The organism is Paenibacillus suaedae (assembly GCF_032337355.1).
Lineage (GTDB): Bacteria > Bacillota > Bacilli > Paenibacillales > Paenibacillaceae > Paenibacillus_B > Paenibacillus_B suaedae.
Window position 1 is genome coordinate 164,798 of the sequence record NZ_JAVYAA010000005.1, and the last position, 22,746, is coordinate 187,543.

Annotated in this window: 22 protein-coding genes; 9 read left to right on the plus strand and 13 right to left on the minus strand. The window is 48.9% G+C overall.

What is annotated here, in order from left to right; genetic code table 11:
• Positions 1 to 135: 135 nt before the first annotated feature.
• Positions 136 to 1,374, plus strand: coding sequence for a peptidase T (pepT, locus tag RQP50_RS20235; RefSeq protein WP_072729191.1), 1,239 nt, complete (start codon positions 136 to 138; stop codon positions 1,372 to 1,374).
• 179 nt (positions 1,375 to 1,553) lie between these two features.
• Here the strand turns inward: pepT and RQP50_RS20240 are convergent, their stop codons facing one another.
• A complete protein-coding gene (locus RQP50_RS20240) occupies positions 1,554 to 3,506 on the minus strand; it encodes a TetM/TetW/TetO/TetS family tetracycline resistance ribosomal protection protein (protein WP_315746517.1) in 1,953 nt (650 codons plus the stop codon).
• A 127-nt stretch (positions 3,507 to 3,633) separates the two neighbouring features.
• On the opposite strand from RQP50_RS20240, the gene RQP50_RS20245 reads away from it, so the two are divergent.
• Positions 3,634 to 4,395 carry a tyrosine-protein phosphatase gene (locus RQP50_RS20245; RefSeq protein WP_315746519.1) on the plus strand — a complete coding sequence of 254 codons (762 nt, stop codon included), beginning with the start codon at positions 3,634 to 3,636 and terminating at the stop codon, positions 4,393 to 4,395.
• A 102-nt stretch (positions 4,396 to 4,497) separates the two neighbouring features.
• Here the strand turns inward: RQP50_RS20245 and RQP50_RS20250 are convergent, their stop codons facing one another.
• Both RQP50_RS20250 and RQP50_RS20255 read right to left on the minus strand, forming a co-directional pair.
• Positions 4,498 to 4,923, minus strand: a complete 426-nt coding sequence (locus RQP50_RS20250; RefSeq protein WP_072729194.1) for a MerR family transcriptional regulator — start codon at positions 4,921 to 4,923, stop codon at positions 4,498 to 4,500.
• A 30-nt stretch (positions 4,924 to 4,953) separates the two neighbouring features.
• Positions 4,954 to 5,967 carry a medium chain dehydrogenase/reductase family protein gene (locus tag RQP50_RS20255; RefSeq protein ID WP_083545117.1) on the minus strand — a complete coding sequence of 338 codons (1,014 nt, stop codon included), beginning with the start codon at positions 5,965 to 5,967 and terminating at the stop codon, positions 4,954 to 4,956.
• Between the two features lie 200 nt (positions 5,968 to 6,167).
• On the opposite strand from RQP50_RS20255, the gene RQP50_RS20260 reads away from it, so the two are divergent.
• Together RQP50_RS20260 and dnaN are read left to right on the plus strand one after the other, a co-directional pair.
• Complete coding sequence (locus RQP50_RS20260; RefSeq protein WP_072729195.1) at positions 6,168 to 6,437, plus strand: ribbon-helix-helix domain-containing protein; 270 nt, start codon at positions 6,168 to 6,170, stop codon at positions 6,435 to 6,437.
• The gene (gene dnaN, locus RQP50_RS20265; RefSeq protein ID WP_315746521.1) at positions 6,427 to 7,569 is read left to right on the plus strand and encodes a DNA polymerase III subunit beta; all 1,143 of its coding nucleotides are present in this window, start codon (positions 6,427 to 6,429) and stop codon (positions 7,567 to 7,569) included. Before RQP50_RS20260 ends, dnaN begins: the two co-directional genes overlap by 11 nt.
• A 76-nt stretch (positions 7,570 to 7,645) precedes the next feature.
• Here dnaN and RQP50_RS20270 read toward each other — a convergent pair whose 3' ends face one another.
• The 3 genes from RQP50_RS20270 to RQP50_RS20280 form a co-directional block, all read right to left on the minus strand.
• Positions 7,646 to 8,353: a DNA alkylation repair protein gene (locus RQP50_RS20270; protein WP_072729197.1), complete on the minus strand. Its 708-nt coding sequence runs from the start codon at positions 8,351 to 8,353 to the stop codon at positions 7,646 to 7,648.
• Positions 8,354 to 8,374: 21 nt separating this feature from the next.
• Positions 8,375 to 9,286, minus strand: coding sequence for an RNA polymerase sigma-70 factor (locus RQP50_RS20275; protein WP_315746522.1), 912 nt, complete (start codon positions 9,284 to 9,286; stop codon positions 8,375 to 8,377).
• An 89-nt stretch (positions 9,287 to 9,375) separates the two neighbouring features.
• A complete protein-coding gene (locus RQP50_RS20280) occupies positions 9,376 to 9,822 on the minus strand; it encodes a carboxymuconolactone decarboxylase family protein (RefSeq protein WP_315746524.1) in 447 nt (148 codons plus the stop codon).
• A gap of 276 nt (positions 9,823 to 10,098) precedes the next feature.
• Between RQP50_RS20280 and yedE the strand changes: the two genes are divergently transcribed.
• Entirely contained in the window at positions 10,099 to 11,298 is a 1,200-nt protein-coding gene (yedE, locus tag RQP50_RS20285; RefSeq protein WP_174809079.1) for a selenium metabolism membrane protein YedE/FdhT, read from the plus strand.
• Positions 11,298 to 11,525 carry a sulfurtransferase-like selenium metabolism protein YedF gene (yedF, locus tag RQP50_RS20290; protein ID WP_021260862.1) on the plus strand — a complete coding sequence of 76 codons (228 nt, stop codon included), beginning with the start codon at positions 11,298 to 11,300 and terminating at the stop codon, positions 11,523 to 11,525. The genes yedE and yedF overlap by 1 nt, the downstream gene beginning before the upstream one ends.
• A 98-nt stretch (positions 11,526 to 11,623) precedes the next feature.
• On the opposite strand, the gene RQP50_RS20295 is transcribed toward yedF, so the two are convergent.
• The 6 genes from RQP50_RS20295 to RQP50_RS20320 all read right to left on the minus strand — a co-directional run bounded on the left by RQP50_RS20295 (position 11,624) and on the right by RQP50_RS20320 (position 18,389).
• The gene (locus RQP50_RS20295) at positions 11,624 to 12,034 is read right to left on the minus strand and encodes a DUF4064 domain-containing protein (protein ID WP_072729201.1); all 411 of its coding nucleotides are present in this window, start codon (positions 12,032 to 12,034) and stop codon (positions 11,624 to 11,626) included.
• A 174-nt stretch (positions 12,035 to 12,208) separates the two neighbouring features.
• A complete protein-coding gene (locus RQP50_RS20300) occupies positions 12,209 to 12,781 on the minus strand; it encodes a TetR/AcrR family transcriptional regulator (protein ID WP_072729202.1) in 573 nt (190 codons plus the stop codon).
• Between the two features lie 163 nt (positions 12,782 to 12,944).
• Positions 12,945 to 14,324, minus strand: coding sequence for a sugar porter family MFS transporter (locus RQP50_RS20305; RefSeq protein WP_072729203.1), 1,380 nt, complete (start codon positions 14,322 to 14,324; stop codon positions 12,945 to 12,947).
• Between the two features lie 211 nt (positions 14,325 to 14,535).
• Positions 14,536 to 15,906, minus strand: a complete 1,371-nt coding sequence (locus tag RQP50_RS20310) for a response regulator transcription factor (protein WP_315746525.1) — start codon at positions 15,904 to 15,906, stop codon at positions 14,536 to 14,538.
• A 45-nt stretch (positions 15,907 to 15,951) separates the two neighbouring features.
• Positions 15,952 to 17,427 carry a sensor histidine kinase gene (locus tag RQP50_RS20315; protein WP_315746526.1) on the minus strand — a complete coding sequence of 492 codons (1,476 nt, stop codon included), beginning with the start codon at positions 17,425 to 17,427 and terminating at the stop codon, positions 15,952 to 15,954.
• A complete protein-coding gene (locus tag RQP50_RS20320; RefSeq protein WP_072729206.1) occupies positions 17,424 to 18,389 on the minus strand; it encodes a substrate-binding domain-containing protein in 966 nt (321 codons plus the stop codon). The genes RQP50_RS20315 and RQP50_RS20320 overlap by 4 nt, the downstream gene beginning before the upstream one ends.
• Positions 18,390 to 18,676: 287 nt before the next feature.
• Between RQP50_RS20320 and RQP50_RS20325 the strand changes: the two genes are divergently transcribed.
• From RQP50_RS20325 to RQP50_RS20335, 3 genes are read left to right on the plus strand one after another with little or no spacing between them, the layout of a single operon-like run.
• Positions 18,677 to 20,080: an efflux RND transporter periplasmic adaptor subunit gene (locus RQP50_RS20325; protein WP_315746527.1), complete on the plus strand. Its 1,404-nt coding sequence runs from the start codon at positions 18,677 to 18,679 to the stop codon at positions 20,078 to 20,080.
• Positions 20,077 to 20,862, plus strand: a complete 786-nt coding sequence (locus tag RQP50_RS20330; RefSeq protein WP_275936812.1) for an ABC transporter ATP-binding protein — start codon at positions 20,077 to 20,079, stop codon at positions 20,860 to 20,862. The genes RQP50_RS20325 and RQP50_RS20330 overlap by 4 nt, the downstream gene beginning before the upstream one ends.
• Positions 20,804 to 21,988 (plus strand): ABC transporter permease, encoded by a 1,185-nt coding sequence (locus tag RQP50_RS20335; RefSeq protein WP_315746528.1) that lies wholly within the window; start codon positions 20,804 to 20,806, stop codon positions 21,986 to 21,988. The genes RQP50_RS20330 and RQP50_RS20335 overlap by 59 nt, the downstream gene beginning before the upstream one ends.
• Positions 21,989 to 22,103: 115 nt before the next feature.
• Here RQP50_RS20335 and RQP50_RS20340 read toward each other — a convergent pair whose 3' ends face one another.
• Positions 22,104 to 22,742, minus strand: coding sequence for a class I SAM-dependent methyltransferase (locus tag RQP50_RS20340; protein ID WP_315746529.1), 639 nt, complete (start codon positions 22,740 to 22,742; stop codon positions 22,104 to 22,106).
• Positions 22,743 to 22,746: the final 4 nt, after the last annotated feature.

The following is a 22,746-nucleotide window of genomic DNA, read 5'->3' on the forward strand; positions in this document are numbered from 1 at the left end:
CATGAGAAGTTGGAATGGCACCCCCTCCCCTCTTAAACATGTTCCAAGGGGACGCTGCCACAAATAGGGTAAAGTCCTGCTATTCGTGGTAAGATGAAAGGAGATTGATACGCTACTATTCAGAGGTGAAATGTCGTGAAACAAGAACTAATTGAACGCTTTACATCCTATGTTAAAGTGAATACCCAATCCAATGACGACAGCGAAACTTGCCCTTCCACACCTGGACAGCTCGACTTGGCTCGCCTGCTCGTAGATGAGCTGAAAGCGCTCGGCATGGAAGAAGTGACAATGGACGAGAACGGATACGTCATGGCTACGCTTCCTGCCAATACAGACAAGGACATTCCTACAATCGGCTTCCTCTCCCATGTGGACACAGCTACCGAACTATCGGGCGAAGGCGTGAATCCTCAACTGGTTGAGAATTACGACGGCAAGGACATCGTGCTAAATGAAGCACAGGGCGTTGTTCTCTCGCCCAAGGACTTCCCTGAACTACATAATTACATCGGGCATACGCTCGTTACAACTGATGGCACAACACTACTTGGCGCAGACGATAAAGCTGGCATTACTGAAATTATGACAGCGATGGCGTACTTGATTCACAATCCAGAAATCAAGCACGGGAAGGTTCGCGTTGCCTTCACGCCAGACGAGGAAATCGGAAGAGGCCCTCATCGCTTCGATGTAGAAGCCTTCAATGCTCGTTATGCGTACACGGTAGACGGAGGCCCGCTTGGCGAGCTGGAATATGAGAGCTTCAATGCTGCACAGGCTACCTTGACCTTCAAGGGCAAGAACGTTCACCCAGGTACAGCCAAGAACAAAATGGTCAATGCAGCGAAAATAGCCATGGAGTTCAACAGCCATTTGCCTGTTGAAGAAGCGCCTGAATCGACTGAAGGCTACGAGGGCTTCTACCATCTGTCCTCCATTAGCGGCGATGTCGAGATGACGAAGCTGCGCTACATTATTCGTGATTTCGATCGAGACAACTTTAACGCTCGCAAGCAGAACATGGAGAACATCGTGAAGAGCTTGCAGGAGAAGTATGGAGCTGAACGCGTCAGCATTGAGCTGAAGGATCAGTATTACAATATGCGTGAAAAAATCGAACCTGTAAAGCACATAGTCGACATTGCCTACAAAGCGATGAAGAACGTTGGCGTAGAGCCTGATATCAAGCCGATCCGCGGCGGTACAGACGGTTCACAATTGTCTTATATGGGACTGCCTACACCGAACATTTTCACAGGCGGAGAGAACTATCATGGACGCTATGAATATGTGTCCGTCGATAATATGCAGAAGGCTACGGAGGTCATTGTTGAAATTGTGAAGCTGTTCGAACAGCAAGGCGCTGAATAATTGCTTCACGCGTTCTGTCTAAAATAGAGGAACGGAAGAAGGCTGTCCAAGTTGGGAGATTCCCCATTCTGTTGGACAGCCTTTCTTTATGGTAGTACGGAAATGAAATCTTATGGGCACGATCCTCCTTGTACACGTAGGTCTGATGCACAAAAATTCTAGCTCCGTTATTAGCTATGTTATTCACTATGCATATGGGAATCTGCCTCATCCCATGGAACTCGATACGCCTGTCCCTTGGCACAGAAGATGGAAGAGGATGTATAGGCCGGATCTGCGTCCTTGTCGTAGCTCTTGCGTGCAATCACCTCATCCGCATTATGACACACATCGTATCCGCCGAATAGAAGCTGAATCATCCCTTTGCCCTGTGTATAGGCGGCAAGCTCCGTGCTGTAGTTCATGAAAGTGGAGACCGGAACCCTCCCTGTGATGACCGCCTTATTGCCGATAAATGCAGGGGGTTCAAGTGTACCATGCGCCTTCTGCACATCCGCCATTACCTTGCCCATATCATCCGTATCCACCGTTATTTTGAAGTCGTAATACGGTTCCAACAGTACGTTATCCGCCTGCTCCAACCCTTGACGCAGCGCACGGAAAGAAGCCTCTCGGAAATCCCCGCCGCTCGTATGGCGGTTATGTGCTCGTCCCGTAAGCAGTGTAATCCGCACATCTGTTAGCGGCGCCCCCGTTAGCAGCCCATGGTGATCCCGTTCCAGCGCATGCTGCATAATTAAATTCTGATAATTGACGCCAAGCTCATCGGGATGACACTCGTTGAACACCTGAATGCCGCTGTCTCGTTCTCCAGGTTCCAGACGCAAGCGCGCTTCCGCATAGTGCCCAAGCGGTTCGAAGTGTCCGCATCCGTTCACAGCAGAGCGTATCGTTTCTTTATAGAGAATTTCAGGATCCGCAAAGGATACCGCTATGCCGAACCGTTCCTTCACGATCCGCGCTAACACTTCCAGTTGAATAGCACCCATGACGTGAATGTGAATCTCCTGAACATGCTCATCCCACTGCACACGAAGAGCAGGATCTTCCGCATCCAACCGGTGGAAGCAAGCCAGCACCTCCTTCACGTGCAACTCGGCTGGGAAGATAACCTTAGACTTGAGTGTAGGTACAATATGATAGATAGCAGTGTCCTTATAGGCGCCGACACCCACTCCTGCAGAAGCAGCCGTAAGCCCCGTAACCGCACATAGCTGTCCTGCTTCTACTCGCTCGACATTCTGCGCCTTCTGCCCATTATAGATACGAATAGATGTAATCTTCTCAAGGATGGTATCCGCTTCTGTTCCATATCGGATTTCATCCCGAACAGACAACGTCCCGCTCGTGACCTTCATATGGGTCGTACGAGTTCCCTGATCATCATAGCGGACTTTATACACCAGTCCCGCCATTTCCCCCGTCGTACAATATTCAGTCTGTACGAATTGATGGATAAGCTCTAAAGCCTGCTGCACGCCTACATCCTGAAGCGCCGAACCGCATGCGCAAGGGAACCATCTGCGCTCGGCAAGCATATGCCGCATCTCCCTCAGCCATACTGCTTGCTCATAGCCTTCCTCCATATAGAGCTCGAACAACTGATCATTCCGCTCAGCCATGAAGGCAATGATCTCTTCACTCAGCCCTTGATCCGGATCATAAGATGTCATGTTGATGATATCTGGGGTCAAATTCTCGTAGATATCTGCGATGACCTGATCTACATCCGCACCCACTCGATCTATTTTGTTCAAGAAGAAGACTGTTGGCACTCCCCGCTCCTGCAGCAGCTTCCATACCGTTTCGGTGTGCCCTTGAATACCCTCCACACTACTTACAATGATGACGCCCACATCCATGACTTGTATCGCCCGCTCCATTTCCGCGGAAAAATCGACGTGGCCGGGTGTATCGATAAGTGTGTAGGTGTTGCCTTTGTATGTCATCACGGCTTGATCCGCAAATATCGTGATGCCGCGTTCCTTCTCAATCTCATGGCTATCTAGAAATGCATCCTTGTTATCTACCCTTCCCCGTTGCTGTATGCTTCGCGTATGATACAGCACTTGCTCGGCAAAGGTCGTTTTCCCTGCGTCCACATGGGCGAACAGGCCCAATGTAATATTCATAAAGACACCTCATTGCTGCTATAAATGTCTGTCCCCTGCGTCTATTTTGCCCATTTCCGCTTATGTCCCTTTCCTGTTGTCTATGATAGCATAGACTTACCTACTTCATGAGAGGCGGATAGAAACAATGATCGAAGACAACAATCAATTCGTACCACAGCCAAAGCAAAATGAACGAATCATCAGCTTGGAAGGCGCATGCAATGTGCGTGACCTAGGGGGATATTCAACAAAAGAAGGACGTGCAATCCAATGGGGGCGCTTCTATCGCGGCGATGGCCAGCACAAGCTGACCGAGCGTGACCAAGCGCTATTGCTGGGACGCGGAATTCATACGGTTATCGACTTGCGTCACGCGCAAGAGGTGAGCGTCGCCAAGGATGCATTTGCTGATTCCGACAACATTGCCTATCATAATGTCGACCTTCTGAATCCAGCGACCACGAACCAACCTCAAGTTAACAGTCTAGGCGATCTGTATGTCAGTATGCTGGACAATAGCCAAGGTGCATTCCTACGAATATTCGAAATTCTTGCTAATCCTTCTGACGAAGCCGTCCTCTTCCACTGCACAGCTGGCAAAGATCGAACCGGTATGGTAGCTGCCTTGCTTCTGGATCTGGCAGGTGTACCGCATACAACCATTATTGAAGATTATGCAATGACAGCTGAATGTCTCCTCCCTATTATGGATGAGCTTCGCGCCGGTCGGCCAAAAGGAATGCCCGCTGACTTATATGAACGCTTCCTAGGATGCGATCCTAGCAACATGGAGATGATGCTTCAACATTTACATGCAGCATATGGAGGATCAGAGCGTTATTTAGCGGCAATTGGATTGCCTGAGGAGAAAGTACAAGCATTGAGACATAAACTGCTGGATTCGTAACTAGGATGAGTGGGAAGTCACGAGTTTGCAATGTTCAGAATGTTTAGAAAGTTGCCCTTAAACGTGTGAGCGATAAAAGAAATAAGGACTAGCCTTGTAAGGTTAGTCCTTTTGATCGTTGTTGCTCTTTTGCTGTTCATGCAGCATTGCGGCATACATTTTTCTTTTCCCAACGGCCGTCGTTCTGACAGACTCCAACTGCTCGATTTGGGCAGATAATCGCGCAAGATGGTGATCAAGTATATCCATTCGTTTATGTAACGTATCCTCTATATCATGTGGCAGACGCTCGCCAGACAATAGACATCCATCCTCAGTAAACGCGGCGATGTCTTCCAGCTTCATGCCCGTTTGCTTCAGTCCATAGATAAATTGAATGAATCTCAAATCCTGATCATTATACTGCCTTACACCTTCCGGCTTCCCTCCCTGCCGCTGCGGACTAGGAAGAAGGCCTATCTGTTCATAATATCGGAGCGTATATGCAGATATCCCGGTTAATCGTGCTGCTTCCCCAATGGAATACATCCCTTCATTAGCTCCTCTCAGTTATCCCGCCTACACCTCTCCCACAAGAATGATTTTCCCAACAGAACGGGATTCTTGCAACAAATTCTGCGCGTAAGCTGCCTCTTGCAGCGGTATCCGATGAGAGATAAGCGGATGGATCTTACCCGCTTCCAGTAGGGACATAACGGCTTGCACATCTTCACGGAACCAATCCAATCGTTCCTTCTTCAGCGCAGTAATACTATACATATGCACAGGGTTCCCGCTCTCCGTTGTCCCGCGGGCAGCCACCCCTGTCCAATCCTTGACCCAGTTGTTATTATGACCCTGTTCCAGTACGGATGTATAGCCATAACCTACAAATCGTCCATTCGAACCTAATGTCCGCATAGAACGCTCCCAATTGGAGCCCCCAATCGGATCGAACACGGCAGCCATTCCTTCAGGAGCAATGCTCGCGAGTACTTCAACAAAGTCATCTGCTTGATAGTCTATCGGTAACGCGCCATACGCTGCAACAACCTGATGCTTCGCTCCCGATGCTGTTCCGTACATCTCCAGCTTCGCCAATCGCCCCAAGTTCAACAACGCTGTCCCTACACCGCCGCTCGCGCCATGGATAAGGATTCGTTCCCCCTCCGATACATTCGCGATGCGGTGCAGCATCTGATAGGCTGTCACATAATTCAGCATACAAGCTGCCGCCTCAGTAGCATCTATTGCCGCAGGGATCGGAACAACCTCATCCATTCGGGCATACACATGTGATGCATATCCGCCTGTGCCGTTAAAAAATACAGCAACGCGATCCCCTACCGCATATTGTTCTACCCCAGCTCCAACTGCATCTACCATCCCAACCGCATCATATCCGGGAACAAAAGGTACCTCAGGCGACATCGGATACAGACCTTCCCTGCGCATAATATCCGCCAGTGCAACACCAGCACTCTGCACCTTCACGCGAACTTCGTCTGCATCGGGCGCACGCAGCGGCTCTTGCACAGCCTGCAGCATCTCCGGACCTCCATATTCAGTTACGGTCATCTTGATATTCCACACAAGCCATCTCTCCTTCAGCAGCTTCTTCGTTGATGGCTGTATTGTAGTACTTCGAGTCAACTCGAAGTCAATATCTTATTATTACGAGCAGCCAACCTTTGTTTTCCTTATATTGCCTTCCAATCATGAAGCATGTTACAGTATAAGTACCGTAGTATTTGAATATGGTTACTTAATTCAAAAGAGACCAGGGGTGTCACATGCAAAATAATATGAGGATCGGCGTTCCGAACGAGGATGGCCAGATCAGTATGCTCTTCACAAAAGGGGGATCCCGTCCAGGGGCAGGCAGAAAAGGCTTCGGTGACACGAAGAAAATATCTCTAACCCTACCTGAAGCAATATGGGAAACCCTCGAACAACATTGCCATGCGAATGAATTTTCACGTTCAGAGGCGATTAGGCACATTATTGAATCCTATTTTGCTCTAGACTCCGAGACTAAAGGTGGGATTCCGAATGCGGATTAACATTTCGCAAGATATCCTTGCCCGTGCTCTACGAGTAGTGAACAGAGCTATCTCTTCCCACACTACGAGCTCCATCTTATCCGGAATCAAACTCACAGCAACTTCCAAGGGATTAACACTTACCTCCAGTCAACCCAGCATGATACTTGAATATGAAGTCCCTATACAGCAAGATAAACTCGATATTCAACAAACAGGAAGCAGTGTAGTCCCTGCTAAGCATTTCACTGAGATCATCCGTGCGCTCCCTGCTGACAATATATCCTTACAACTCAATGAACAGCATGTCATGGAAATTACAACGGAACAGGCCGTCTACCGCATTTGTGGCATGGTTCCAGATGAATTTCCCGCTGTGCCAGTTAATCGTTACACGTCTTTGTTCCGTATCTCCTGTCTGTCTCTACAGCAGGCCATTCGGCAAATTGCATTCGCCGCCTCTACAGCAGAACACGCGTCAGTATTGGCTGGAGTGCTGTTCGAGATCAGTCATGATTCTCTCACACTACGCGCAACAGATGGGGTTCGCTACGCTTCTACAACCGTAGAGTGGAATCGGATACAATCCAACCAGTCTGGCGATTACCCACCCATTATCATTGCTGCAAAGCAGCTCTTGGAAGTAGCGAAATTACTTGGGGACAAGCAGAACGAACTCGAGGTTGGAGTCAGTTCTAATCAGGCCAAGTTTTCCACGGAGCATTGGATGATGCACTGTACATTCCTTAGAGGCCATTTCCCCTCTGTTACAGTCCCTCCTGCCTTTAAAAGCTCTATCACGCTTCATACTTCGCAATTGCAGCAGGCTGTTGAACGTGCAATCCTTCTCTCTGGCGACTCGCACGTTATTCATATGCAGACTTCAGGTCATAGAATGAAGCTTAGCGCCCAGGCTCATGGAATTGGAGATGTATCGGAATATATTGATATCCATGATTGTGAAGGTGACGATGCCCTCATTGCCCTGAACGGGAAATATTTACACGAGCTCATTCGCTCAATCGGCAGCGATATGCTGTCGATTCAACTGTCTGGCACACGAAGTCCTGTCGTCATAAAGCCCTATGACCGATCTCCATTGGTATACCTGCTCACGCCAATTCGGACTCGTGACACTACCGATTTATCCTGACAAATCTAATCGCTTGCCTCTACGCTCCTGGCTGATAATAAATAAAAGCACAGGATTTCGTCTCCTGTGCTTCACCTTAACATATGCATGTCTTGCGCTTAGCGCCGAGCTTGCCTGCGGCCTCCACTTTGCGGATATAGGCCGCCGCCTCCGGTACTTTGCAAGCTGTCTCGCCCATATTGACCTGCACCTTGCCAATGACCTCTGCCACTCGCATTGCTTCATCATGCAAAGCCAGTACATACGAGCCTACGACAATGACAAATTGATTCATCACGTACCTCACCCGATTGCGTTCCTGATGAACCGTCGATTCGACGAGCGCAAGCATTCTCCTCAATTCTTCGATATCCAGCTTCTCGTCAGACGTAATCGAGATATAGTGCAGATAGGTGCTCCAGCCGCATGTCGCAATCAGCTCTTCGCTGGATGCCATCCATTCGCGTGCTAATTCGAGAGCATACGGACTTTCTGCAGCCACACCAGCTACCGTACATTCTACAATCATATGCCAGTGTGCCTGTTGAGCCCATGATTGCAGAAGCTCCTTGGGCATTGCAGATGGATCGACCGTTAGCCCTGCCAAATACATCGCATCGCTATTCCCTGTATCGAAAAGCGCACGCGCAAGCTGCTGATCCTTCTTAACTTCCTTAACCAGCCTCTTCAGATCGCCGATCTTTACGCCGAACAGCGGCTCCTGCGCCCCATGTCGGAGGAACGTTTTCCTTGTTTGCTCTGTGCCCATCGCTTCCAGCTTAGCCATGACTTCGTCCAGTGTCACCGTCATTCCTCCTGCTCCTATCTACAACGATATATGATCCAACTTATCCGGGTTAAATATAACATAAACGTTGCTTATGCGATCTTGCTCAGCCGTTAGCTCACAGCAGCATACCGCCTTCACAACTCCTTGCTCCCGATACACCATATTCATGCTCGTATTTACCATAGTGAAGGAGAGATCCCAGCTTCGCAGCGCCACGAACGCTTTAGGAGAAGTAAGCAATCTCAGTACTCGGCTTCTGCCTATAATAGGCCGCATGGCAGCATGGACTTTGCCTCCTCCATCGGTAGTCAGTCGCACATCCTCTGACAGCAAGGACAACAATGCCTCCAAATCATATTGCTGAAAGGCAGTAACGAATTTGGAGACGAGCGTCCGTCTAGCATCCGTATCTTGACTAGCAGTGGGGGAATATTCTCGCGCGTGTTCCTTGGCGCGGCTCAATATTTTGCGACAGTTGGAAGTCGACTTACCGACAATATCTGCGATTTCCTCATACTCATATTCGAATACTTCCCTCAGCAGAAATACGGCTCTCTCCATCGGGGTCATCCGCTCAAGCATAACCATATACGCATAGGACAACGAGTCTACACGCTCCGCCACTTGATCGGGCTGCTCTCCTTGTTCAACGATAGGCTCTGGAAGCCACTCGCCGAAATACGTCTCTCTCGTTCGACGGGAAGATTGCAGTACATTCAGACATCGGTTCGTCATCCACTTGGCGATATATGCCTTGATATGCCTGACATCGTCCAAGTTCCTGCCAACCATATCTGCAAACAGATCCTGCACGGCATCCTCCGCATCAGACACCGTGCCCAGCATCCGATATGCAATGGAAAACGCTAAAGTTCGATAGCTGCGATACAATTGTTCAACAGGCTCAGCTTCCTGTACATGAAGCGAATGGAGCTCTGTTACATCCATGTTCCCACTCCTTTGCCCCCCATTCTATCATTCCAAAGCTATTCTGATCCATCGAGTAAAGAAGAAAAAGAGGAGCGCAAGGCTCCTCCCTACTTATCGAAACATCCTGGATGCATTCCTGTCGAAATGGCAATGCGGTTCCAGCAGTTAATCGTCGCAATCGCAAGAATCAAATCTGCATATTCCTTCTCATTAAAATGCTCTCGTACCTTCTCATAAACCGACTGAGGCACACCCGCATCAGCTATTTCTGTCACATATTCCGTTAATTCCAGAACAGCCTTTTCTTTGTCAGTAAATACCGGTGCTTCCTTCCACACACTGAGCAGCATGATGCGGTTCGTATGATCACCCATCTTCATCAGATCAGCTGTGTGCATATCGATGCAGAAGGCGCAGCCATTGATTTGAGAAGCTCGTATCTTAATGAGTTCAAGCATCACCGGATCAAGTGTACTGCTGACAAATTTGTCTAGAGTCTGCATGGCTTGATAAGCAGGGGCATTTGCCGTTCGATAATTAAATCGCAATTTCATCCCATTCACCTCATCTTAGAGTTCGTTACATAAGCTAAGACAGATAAGGTGCTCATTTTGTGACACGTGATGATCATTTTTTTTCAATTTCCTTATGTGGTAAAAAAGTATCATCCCGAATTCCCCCCGCTAGTAAGCAGTTTGTAGTAAAATGGAGAATGGTTTTATTTGCATCTCATCTCATGATCGGATGTGAATTGCCGCACACAAACAAATCCATATAGTTAGATCGGGTTCTCACTTTTAACTATGAGGGATTGAAGGGGTAAGGGGAAAATGAAAGATTCATTACGCAAGCTGTTCACCAACTACTGGAGCCCTTACGTTGCCATCGGCATCGCAGGCGTACTCAGCGCGCTGTACTTCGGCATTACCAACACGGTATGGGCCGTCACCGGCGAGTTTACGCGCTTTGGAGGACACATCCTCCAGCTGTTCGGCGTCGATATCTCCGATTGGGCTTACTTCAAATTGATACAAATGAAGGGTTCGACATTCGAGCGCACGGACGGCTGGATCGTCTGGGGCATGTTCATCGGCGCGCTCATCATGATTCTGTTCAGCAACAACTTCAAGATCCGCATGCCGAAGCAGAAGCGCCGCTTAGTACAGGGCCTGATCGGCGGCATTATCGCAGGTGCAGGCGCACGGCTCGCGCTTGGCTGCAACTTGGCTGCCTTCTTCACAGGCGTGCCGCAATTCTCGTTCCATGCTTGGATCTTCATGGTGGCAACCGCCATCGGTACCTATGCAGGGGTGAAAATTGTTAGTACCAAATGGTGGAAAGGCAAGCCGATCCTGCAAAAAGGGAATGCCGCGCCTACTATTCAACAAACAAGAAAAGTTCAGCCTTATATCGGCGGGCTTGTTGCACTGGCTTATACAGGACTTATCGTGTACTTCTTCCTAGCAGGCAAGACAATGCTCGGCGTTGCCGCCATCTTCGGGGCTGCCTTCGGCATCTTGATCGAAAGAGGACAGATCTGCTTCACCTCCGCTTTCCGCGATCTGTGGATTAGCGGGCGCGCAACGATGACCAAGGCTATTATCGGCGGGATGGCAATCAGTTCTGTCCTAACGCTCATCGTTATTCTCGTGAACGGCGTCGATCCGATTACGAAAATGGCAGCACCAAGCACATTCGTCGGCGGCATCCTGTTCGGCATTGGCATTGTCCTTGCGGGCGGCTGTGAGACAGGGATGATGTACCGCCTCATGGAAGGACAAGTGATCTTCCTGCCTGTATTCATCGGCAACATTATTGGCGCTACTGCCCTTGCCTACGCTTGGGATCATCTTGGCGTATTCGACCTGCTCGTGAAGAGTGGGGCGAAGATCAATCTCATTTCTGTGATGGGCCCGGCTTGGGCGCTAATTGTCACACTAGTTTTGCTTGCAATCGGTTATGCTGTAGCTAGCTACTGGCAAAAAAATTACCGCTTCGGCGTCGGATTCAAAAAAGGAGATGCAAAATAATGACGATCGATTTCACATTGGATCTTAGAGGAGAACCTTGCCCATATCCCGTTATCTACACGTTAGAGACATTGCAGGACATGGAGAAAGGACAAGTGTTGCAAGTGATTGCGGACTGTCCAGCCGCCTTCAAGAACGTACCGGAAGAAGTGGTGAAGCACGGCTACACACTCGCGCAAGACCCTGTTAAGAATGGACAGGAACTCATCTTCTATATTCAAAAATAAAAAGGCCTGACAAAAGGAGCTGCTCGGCAAGTGTTTGATCTACTTCGTCTAAGCAGCTCCTTTTGATTTCTTATCTTGTTGAAATTCAGCTTCTCCCCTTATCTTCGAAGCTGTACCTTTCTTCCGCCTGTCTTTCGAACGAGTGTCATCACCCCAGCGATAACAAAGAATATGGCCGGGATGTACCCGAACACCGAAATCACACAAGGCACCACCGCTGCCAAAATAAGCAGCCATCCCGCGAGCCTTGGGCTGCCATTGCGCCTCAATAAAAGAATAGCCATAACACTTAGCACAATGCCTACAAATCCAGGGAGAATCCACAGCGTACCTGATTGATTCATCTGATCGATCGAAGTAGCTATCTGGCTGTCATTCCAATTGGCATGCAAATAGTCCATATATGCTGCATTATCTTTGAGGTATAAGAAAGCGACTCCGATTACGATCATGATGAGATTTAATGCTGCTCCAATGATGCTAAACACGATTTCCCCTGTTCGTCTCATGTTTGAACCTCCATTGAAATATTTTCACATCTTTCCCATGACTCGAATTGCATTACAAGCGGAATCACCCCCTTGCTTAATCACACCGACTGTACAATGATCTCAATGTATAATGAATGAATATTTTTTTATTCATTCATTATAGGGCATAAAAAGATCGCTGCCGGATTCCCTCTATTTTTCGAAGTTCGTTAAGCCTTTCATAATGAACTCCGACAAATACTGTACCAGTTGCGGAAAGTGGTGAACCCCGATTTCTTCCTTGTGTGAATCGATATAGACTAGTGAGTCAAAGAAGACAGGCAAAAGCTCATCATCAATATCCGATCTGATTCGTCCTTCCGCTTTCCACTTTTTAAATAACTCAATGGTTAAGCTGCGAATCGTATCATCATTTCCTTTGACTTCTTCATAGTACTGCTCTAATTCCCGGAAAAGATCCCGATTATACCATTCCTTAAGCACTTTATTAGAGTTCATAGCACTGATATTCTGCTCCACTAATGTTCTTACAAGGATTACGGGATCTTGATTCATATCAAGGGACTCGACCATCCTTTTTTTCATTATTTCATTTTCTTTCATATAAATTTCAAAGAACAATTTCTCTTTCGAGGAATAATAGTTATAAAAGGTTCCTACCGCTATTCCCGCCATTTTTGCAATGTCTGAAATATTGGTGTCTTTAAATCCTTTGGCGTGGAATAATTCCGATGCACATTGAAAGATGTTCTGCTTCTTATCCATGTATGAATGACCTCGCATGAATGAATAATTTTAAATTCACTCATATTGAAACACGGTTTCCTTTTCTTGTCAATCCACATTCGCCATGATAACAAATAAACCACCCTGTTAACCGCCTTAACGGAAAACAGAGTGGTTATATAAGATGCAACAATCTCTATGATTAAGCCTTGGACTGCGTCCACATATTCTCGATCTCCTCCAGCGATTTCCCCTTTGTCTCGGGGACGACGCGCCAACTAAAGAGGACGGTGAACACCGCCAGTATGCCGAATATCCAGAACGTAATGGCTGGCCCTGCGGAACTAAGCAGCGGCGGGAACGACTGGGACACGATATAATCTGCTACCCACAGCATCATGGATGCAATCGCCGTAGCCTTGCCACGAATATGGTTCGGGAAGATTTCAGACATCACGACCCAAACTACTGGACCAAGCGATATCGCGAAGGCAGCAACGTACACCAGAATACAGATAAGCACCAGCATTCCAGAGGTATGACCTGTATGGAACGCAAACCCGATCACAAGCAAGCATACCGCCATCAAGGATGATCCGACGATCAATAATGCTTTACGGCCGACCTTATCGATCAACCACAATGCCAGAATCGTGAACACGAAGTTGATGAAACCGACGAGAATCGTTTGAATCAATGCGCCATTCGTTCCAGCACCTGCTTGCTTGAAGATTTCTGGCGCGTAATACATAACCGCGTTAATACCTGTTACCTGCTGAAGCACAGCAAGCACGACACCAACAATGAGTGCCAAACGAAGACCTGGCTTGAATAGATCCGAGAGCGAACCCTTTTCATGCTTGAACGATTCCTTAATGTCCAATACTTCTTTGCGTGCCAGCTCATCGCCGTGGATTTTGCATAGGATTGGCAGAGACTCGGCTGCCCGCCCCTGTGTAATCAACCATCTTGGACTCTCTGGTACGAAGAACAGGAGAACCAAGAACAGTACGCCCGGAATAACACCTACACCGAACATCCAGCGCCATGCATTCTCCACGCCCCAAGCGTGATCGCCAGCGCCAGCGATGCCCAAGTTAACAAAATAGACGAGGAAAATACCTGTTACAACCGCTAGCTGATTCAATGCAACGAGTCGGCCTCGATACTTCGCAGGCGCGATCTCCGCATTATAGAGCGGGCAGAGTGTAGATGTAATACCAATTCCGAGACCACCAACAATACGGGCACTGATATAACCCGAGAATGTTGCTGGAATTGCAGAACCTGCTGTACCAACAATGAACAGCAGCGCAGCTGCGATAAGCACCTTTTTTCGGCCGAACTTGTCAGCCAGTATGCCTGTGCTTGCCGCCCCGACGATACATCCTACAATTAAGCTGGATACTGCCCAGCCGACTTGAAATTCGGACAGACCGAACTTCTCTTTCATGAAACCGATTGCACCAGAGACAACAGCAGTGTCAAATCCAAACAGCAAGCCTCCGAGTGCGGCTACAATCGATACGAGCGTAACATACTTCATATTTATTTGATTGTGTTCGCCTTGTTGCGTACTCATAATTTTATACCCCTTTGAGTAAAATCAATGAAGACTGGAGCTTCATTATAACATTCAGCTTGTCCGATCATGTCGATGAAACCCTTCACTTCTTTGCGGATCATCAGCATAATATCGTTCCCTGCTCGCACGGATTCCAAACATTGGCCACAAACTAGCACATTCTTGTCTTGGAGGACAAAAAAGTCCATGCCGACATATGGGCATGGACTTAGTTCTCCGTACTTCGATATTCGGTTGGCGTTACGCCCGTTACCTTCTTGAACACACGGCTGAAGTAGTTCGGATCTTTGTAGCCGACCATATAGCACACTTCCTTCAGGCTGAATTGCCCATCCAAGATGAGTGCCTTCGCTTTATCAATCCGCAGCCGCGTGACATAATCAATGAACGTTTCTCCTGTCTGCTGCTTGAATACTTTGCTGAAATAATGCGGATTCAAGTGGACATGGTCCGCTACTTCCTCTAGAGACAACTCTTCCTGATATCGCTCTACGATGTATGCAGCAGCACGATCGACCACATTCCATGTCTGCTGTTCACGTTCCTCACGGATGCGCTTAATTGCTTGCTCTACATACGCTCCCTCAGCAGATGTTCCTCGTTCAACCCGATCATCAGGCAGCCAAGAAGCATTACTTGCAGGCAGTTGCAGTTCCTCGAATCGGCATAGACTCCCCCACGAACTTGGATACGTCGAGGCAAACACTGCTTCATAATAGGAACGCCGTATTCCTTCAACGTGCCGCTGAAGCGTCCCAACTCCGACCGTAACTTCAAGACCGCATTGTCTGCGCAAAGCTGCGATAAGCTCTGATCCGATGCCCTGCACTTCCTCTTGCATAGAACCAGCCTCTGCCGTTCCCTTGCCCAAAATAAAAACAGCCATATGTTCATGCACAATCGGACTGACGATCCAGCTGTGTCTCTCCTTTACCTGCTCCTTCAATATACTCTTCGATACGTCGATCGCGAACTGCTTCTCGTCTTCGTATGATTGGCCCGCAGCAGACTTCATTCCATTCATCGCAACCACTAGCGCATACCCTCGATCGAGCGACAGCTCCAAAATATCAGCAAGCTGCAAGGCGTCTGCCTTATGAACTTGATCCGCCATTAAGGCAAGGGCAAGCTCCGTCTCAGCCATGGGAAGCAGTTGATAAAATTTATCCCGAATGGCAAGTTGCTCGTCACGCTTCCCGCACTCATCCCGAATCTCATCAACCAGACGCTGCAGCACAGCTACAATTTGATCCCGCTTTGCAGGCTTCACCAAGTATTCCTTCACTCCAAGAGATAGTGCCTGCTGCGCGTAGTCGAAATATTCATACGCAGTAACGAGCACCATTTTGACGAGTGGATGGCGCTCCTTAATCTCCTTCAGGGCATCCAATCCCTGTATGCCTGGCATTCGGACATCCATCATGACGATATGAGGGCGATGCTCGTCGGCCCTCTGAATTGCTGTACGGCCATTGTCTGCATGAATAACTTCGAAGGTATCCGGCATCATTTTCGTAATAATCCACTCCAAGCCCTCCCGCTCTAATGCCTCATCATCAGCGATTAGCAATCGATACATGTTCTCCCTCCTTTCTGATTCACATGTTAGTAAGGATACCTCCAATTATCGAGGAGTCATTATCCTGCCAATATCCTGTTGCCCCTTGTGTTCCTCCTTGTCCGGTATTCGAATCAAGACGGTTGTGCCCTCTCCGGGCTCGCTCTGAATATCCACCAGATCGGTTCTGCCATAGTACAGTTCTAATCGTCTAAATACATTGTACGTTCCAAGTCCTGTAGATTGTCCCCCTGATCGGGAATCTGCTGGTTCTGCACCCATGCGAAGCAGGGCGCTGCGCGTCTCTTCCGTCATGCCACTGCCATTGTCTGCAATCGAGATTCGCACCTCGCTCGGTACACGTTCAATGGACAAGGTTACAACCGCTCCTGCTTCCATGCCTTCAATGCCATGAACAAATACATTTTCCAAAATCGGCTGCAGGGTAAGCACAGGAACGAGCACGTCCAAGGCTGCTTCATCAATATGGGTAACAAACTGGATTCGATCACGGAATCTAGCCTGCTGAATCGTGAAATACTCCTTCGCTTGCTCCACTTCATCTCGGAGCGGTACAGGCTGGTCCAGCTTGCGCAGATTATAGCGGAGCAAGTTAGACATCGACACAGTTAAATCGCTAGTTCGTTCCGCACCTTCTAACAAGGCAAGCTTGGCAAGCACATTAAGAGAGTTGAACAGAAAGTGCGGGTTCATTTGATTTTGCAGCGCCTTGAGCTCCAATTCCTTCACGAGCCGATCCTTCTCCAAGTTCGCCTTATCCTTTTCAATCAACTGCAGAAGATCATCCTGCATGCGCCCGAACGCCTCAGACAGCATACGAATTTCACTGCTGCCCTCCACTTGTGGAGGCTTCGTCTGCAAGTTGCCGCGGGAAATTGCTCTCGCTGCATGAACCAGCTTCTTAATTGGCTCGGTAATGCCGAGCGATAGCCAATAGGCAAGCATGATACTTAGCAGCGTATTGATAATAAAAAGTCCGATTCCCCATAGATTCATCGCTTCTGTGTGCGTGAAGATCTGCCGGTAGAAGGGCTGATAATAACGAAGCTCCGCATCAATCAATTGATGCCCTTCTTCTCGGATGAACCCTGCCGTCGCTTCCAGTTCCTCATACAGCGGCACATAACGCAGAGAGCTCGGTTCCCCCCACGCCTTTAGCACACCTGCTTCCTCTTCGATATACGTGTTCAGCAGATTGCGATAATTACGCACGTCCGCTCCGGCGGATGGAGCATTCGTTTTTTGCTCCGTCAATTGATCTCTCATCAACTTCAGACTATGAGCCTCACGAAGATACTCTTCGCGCGATCGATCGCTTTGATCTAACAAATAGATGTTCAAGGCACGCAGATTGCTGTCGGTTTGGGTTGCAATTTGCCTGTACATCAATACCCGCTCCAGCATGACGTTATAGCTTTGCTGTACGGTTCTTCCACTCTGGAAGACGAAAAAGGAGACGCCATTGCTCAAGACGAGCAGCGCCGGAATGAAAATCAATAGCTTTTTCCGTATATTCATCATTGTTCCAAAACCTTAGTACTTGTATATTGAGTTGCTGCGTACGGCTCGCCCGCAAATATTTGCTGCAGAATGGATACTGCTTCGGCGCCAATCTCCCTTGGCTGCTGCACGAGCGTTGCCACGATGTCTCCGTGAGCAATCGCACGCCTAGTTGCCTCTACATCATCGAAGCCAAATACGTTAATCTTCCCCTTATTCGCAGCTTGCAATCCCTCCACGATCCCTGCGGCATCCCACGCACTAAACCCGATAATCGTTCGTATATCCGGATGCTCGCTCAGCATAAGCTTCGTCTGCTTCGCTGCCTCGATGCGAGATATATTCGATGAACGCACGTCTACGATCTCATAGCCTGAAGCCTTATCGATGATGGATCTGAATCCCTCCAGCCGCTTCCGTTGATTGTCAGCCAGTTCGCTGCCTAAGATGATGCCTATTTTCCCTTTGTATGCTGAGCCATGAACGACCAATTCACCCATTTGTACACCAGCCGCCCGATTATCTGTTCCGACATAAGCGAACCGTCTGCTGTCCGGTGCATCGGAATCCACCGTTATAACCGGAATGCCTTGATCCATTGCTCTGCCTACGAGTTCATCGTACCGCGGCTCATTGATTCCCTGTGTCAAAATGGCATCCGGCTTGGAGGCAATGGCCTTGGCCAGCAGTCTCATCTGCTCCGACGGGTTAATGCGTATGGGTCCGGTATATTCGATTTCCATGTCCCGCTGTGCAGCCGCTTCCTTCGCCCCCTGCTCCACCGTGCGCCAGAAGGGATTATCCAGCTCTTGGGCAATGAGCACCACATGCTTAAGCGATTGCTGCTGCCCTGCGTCTGTACCCGTCTCCAACTGCCCAACTAGACGCTCGATTGCAAGTGTGGAAGACAAGAATCGAACAATCACATAACCGAATATAGCTGCAAGGACGATCAGGCCTATGATCCACTTTCGTTTTGCCATGATGCCCCCTCGATGTCTGCATTGAAATATAGGCTCTATTATACTGATCTCACTGTGAAAATGAAAATGAGGCTCATCACTACATTACCCCCTGCTTTATTGGCAGCTTCTAGCCGCTCCACTTCCTCCGCAATGTAGTCTGTTATTTCACTTTCAGCGTTTATTCAGCTAATGCTCAGTTTTTACTCAGTGTGCTTTAATGGATCATTCATCTATAGTAAGTACCCTAAGTTCAGCGGGCACAACGATTGAATGCCCAACAGAACCGGTAAAGGTGGATAGAGACGATGAAAAAATGGGTGTATGTGGCAGGGATTCTGCTTGTAGCAGGTGCAGCCACCGCTGTGTATTTGACCCAGCGGCCGGCAGAACAGCCATCAGCTGCTAATTTGCCAACAAGAACCGTACAAGCAAGTAAGGGGAACATGGAAACAAAGGTATCCGGATCTGGATCCGTTAGCGTGTCGGAGGTGAACAACGTCAAGGCTGGCTATAAAGGTACGATCAGCAAAATCAACTTCAAAGTAGGTGATCAAGTAAAAAAAGGCCAGACGCTTGTTGTATTCAAGAAGACAGACAACTCAGAGCGAATCAAGCAAACGGAGTTGTCGCTTAAAAAGCAACAATTGCAAATGCAGCAGTTTCAGAAGCAGTACAAGGAGGCACCTGAGGAGAACCGGGAGTCCATTCAGGTGAACATGGAATCCCTCGACTTAGAAATCGAGCAAAATGAATCTACACTCGCCAGCCTACAGGCCGAAGAAGCAGAGAATCACGATGTAGTTGCTCCAGCTGCAGGGACAATTAAGGAAAGCCAGATTGAAACAAGCAATGATGTGAATGAAAATACCGTAGTTGCGGTCATCGCCGACTATACCAAACTTGAATTTATCATGTCAGCTGACGAGCTTGATATTCCATCGATTCAATCCGGACAGTCAGCGCAAGTTACACTCAATGCCTTCCCCAACCAACAATTTACTGGAAAAATCACTTCAATTGGAAAAGAGGGCAACAGCAACAATGGTGTCGCTACCTATGAGGTCGGCATCAGCCTAACCAAGCCGGATGGCGTCCTTGCCGGCATGTCCGGTCAAGCGGAGATCGTTACCCAGACTAAGAATGATGTCGTGCTCGTTCCCGTCGAGGCTGTTATCGCGATGGGCAATAAGCATTATGTACGTGTTCCAGGCGAAGCTGGAAGCGCCTCTTCTGCAGCAAACGATGGCAAGGAACCAATTAGCGGACAAGGCAATGCCGACGACGCGAATAAGCAGGATAGAAAGGCGGACAACCCGCAAAATACAGGCAATGGAAATGCTGCTGGTGGCTGGTCTAGAGCCAACCGCAGCGATTCAGGCACTCCATCTGGAGAACTGACAAGCCGAAACGGGGAAACTGGTCAAGAAAATACAAGAAACAATGGACGTATGGATATGAGACAAGCAATGGGCGGCACACTTAAGGAAGTCGTCGTTGGGATTAGCAACGACACTTATGCCGAGATCACATCCGGGCTTCAAGCTGGTGATGCTGTCTTAATTGCCACCCCACAGGGCAAGGCAGGCAGCGGTAGCAGTACCACCGAGCAAAGACAGCGCCAGAATGGAATGGGCTTTGGCGGAGGTGGGTTCCCTGGGGGAGCGAGCTTCCAGGGTGGCTCGATGGGAAGCAGAGGCGGTCGCCAATGAAGCAGCTTGCCAATACTGCCAATGTCATGGCAAACATGTCTAATAATCAAAGCATCATCTCCATTTGTAACGTTAAGAAGTCATATCGAATGGGATCGGAAGAGGTCAATATTCTCCAAGGCGTCAATCTCGATATTCAGTATGGCGATTTTGTAGCCATTATTGGCCCTTCTGGATCAGGGAAGTCGACGTTGATGAACGTCATTGGCTGTCTGGATACGCCAAGTGAAGGAAGTTATACGCTGGATGGAGTAGAAGTAAGTCGCCTGAGCGACAACAAGCTTGCAGACATTCGCAATCACAAAATCGGATTTATCTTTCAAAGCTTTCACCTGCTTCCTAAGCTGACCGCCATTGAAAATGTTGAGCTGCCTCTCATCTACCGTGGATTAAGCAATAAAGAGAGACGGGAAGCAGCACTGCAGGCACTGCAGCAGGTGGGCTTGGAGGATAGGATTGGGCATCGGCCAAGCGAGCTATCCGGCGGGCAGCAGCAGCGGGTAGCCATCGCTCGCGCATTGGCCGCACACCCGCCCATCCTGCTTGCAGATGAACCAACTGGAGCATTGGATACGAAGACGGGACACGAGGTACTCGAACTGATCGAGAAGCTGAATCAAGAAGGACATACGATCATACTCATCACTCATGACATGGAGGTTGCTGCTCGTGCGAAGAGGGTTGTCTTCATGAATGACGGCAGCCTGACCGAAGAAAGGGGGAATGGGCGTGAAGCTGTCGCAAGGATTCAAAATGTCATGGCACAGTATCCGTTCCAATAAGCTGCGCACCTTCCTATCTATGCTGGGGATATTAATTGGTGTAGCTACCGTTATTTCCTTAATGGCCATGGGCCAAGGCTCTTCCAATGCAGTCGAGCAATCCCTGCAAAGCCTGGGAACGAATCAGTTGTCCGTGAACATTATGGGTCGAGGCAGCCAAACGACATTAACTTTGGAGGATGCCATCCATCTCGCAGATGATATACCGGATATCGAAGGCTTGGCTCCTATCGTATCTGGGAGTGCGACCGTCAAGAACGGGACGACCGAATCTGCATCCGTGACTGTAGAAGGCATTACGCCAGAATATGAGCAGGTGAAGGACTTCAGAAATCAAAGCGGACGCTATATCGTGCCGCTTGACGTCACAGGCTATTCCCGAGTGGCCCTGCTTGGCGTAGATACGGCAGCTGAATTATTCAAGGGAGCAGATCCCATCGGGCAAACGATACTGCTCGATGGCGCTCGATTCAAAGTCGTGGGCGTGCTGGAGTCTAAGGGAAGCTCGCTCGGCGGATCGAATGACGAGAAGGTTCTCATCCCCATCACGACTGCGCAGCGAATGTCCCAATCGGCCGGCGTTCGCTCCGTCAACATTAAGGTTTCCCAGGAAGAACGCATGAGCGTGGTCGTCGACCAGCTGAATGAGAAGCTGACGAAGCTGTTCCGCGGCAATACGAACAGCTTCAATATTTTCAACCAGCAGGATGTCAAGGAGACGATGAGCTCGATCACGAAGACGCTGTCAACAATGATGGCAGGTGTTGCTGGCATCTCCCTCATTATCGGGGGAATTGGGATAATGAATATCATGCTGGTATCTGTCACGGAGCGTACGCGGGAAATCGGCATTCGCAAATCGCTCGGTGCCAAGAAACGCGATATTTTACTGCAATTTCTCATTGAATCGGTTGTTCTTAGTGGACTGGGCGGCTTGACTGGGATTGGGCTCGCCTATGGCGCCTGTTTTGCCATGACCCATTTCTTGTCCGTTGCTACCGCCATCCAAGTCGATATCGTCATCTACGCATTTGCTTTCTCCGCGATCATCGGCATCGTGTTCGGCATATTCCCTGCCAACAAAGCAGCTTCCTTGAAGCCTGTAGAAGCTTTGCGGCATGATTGAATTAATACTGAAATGATGGACAGCATAGCTTGCAGCCCGATCAACAAGAAAGACAGCCTAATTCCCTTGTGGAATACAGGCTGTCTCTATTTACCACAATCATTCCTCGATGCTGCTACGGTCTCGCCCACACAACGTGCACCATATCAAGCCAGTAGCTCTCTTCCCGTTCGATCTTGATGTCCGCGCCGCGAATCATATCCATGATGCTACGTGTATGATGACAGCCCGTAAAGCGATATAGCAATGGATTGAGCGTCTTCTGCACCGCTGATACAGCCGCCTTCGAGCTGATCCCGTGCTCCATCAGCAGCAGCTTGCCATCAGGCTTGCACCAGCGACGCATGTTGCGCAGCACCAGCATCGGATTCTGATAGCTGCACATGGATAGCGTGGAAATTACGGTATCGAAGGATTGCTCAGGAAAGCTCAATTCTTCCGTATCCGAGCATATGAAATTGACATTCAACCGGTAATGTTTCGCCGCCTTCCTCGCCTTATCCAGCATTCCCTCGCTGAAATCGGTAGCTGTAATGTTCACACCTGATGGGTAGTAAGGGAAGTTAGCCCCCGCTCCAACTGCAATTTCAAGCACGTCCCCTGCTGCGCTGCCGATTAGTTTCTCTCTCCATTTTCGCTGCTTCGGATCTTCGCGGCGCTTATCGTATTGAGCAGCTTGCTTATCAAAGATACGAACTAGTTTTGTCTTCTCCAACTGATTGCCCCTCCGATGCTCCGTATCGCTTGCAAACATGCTT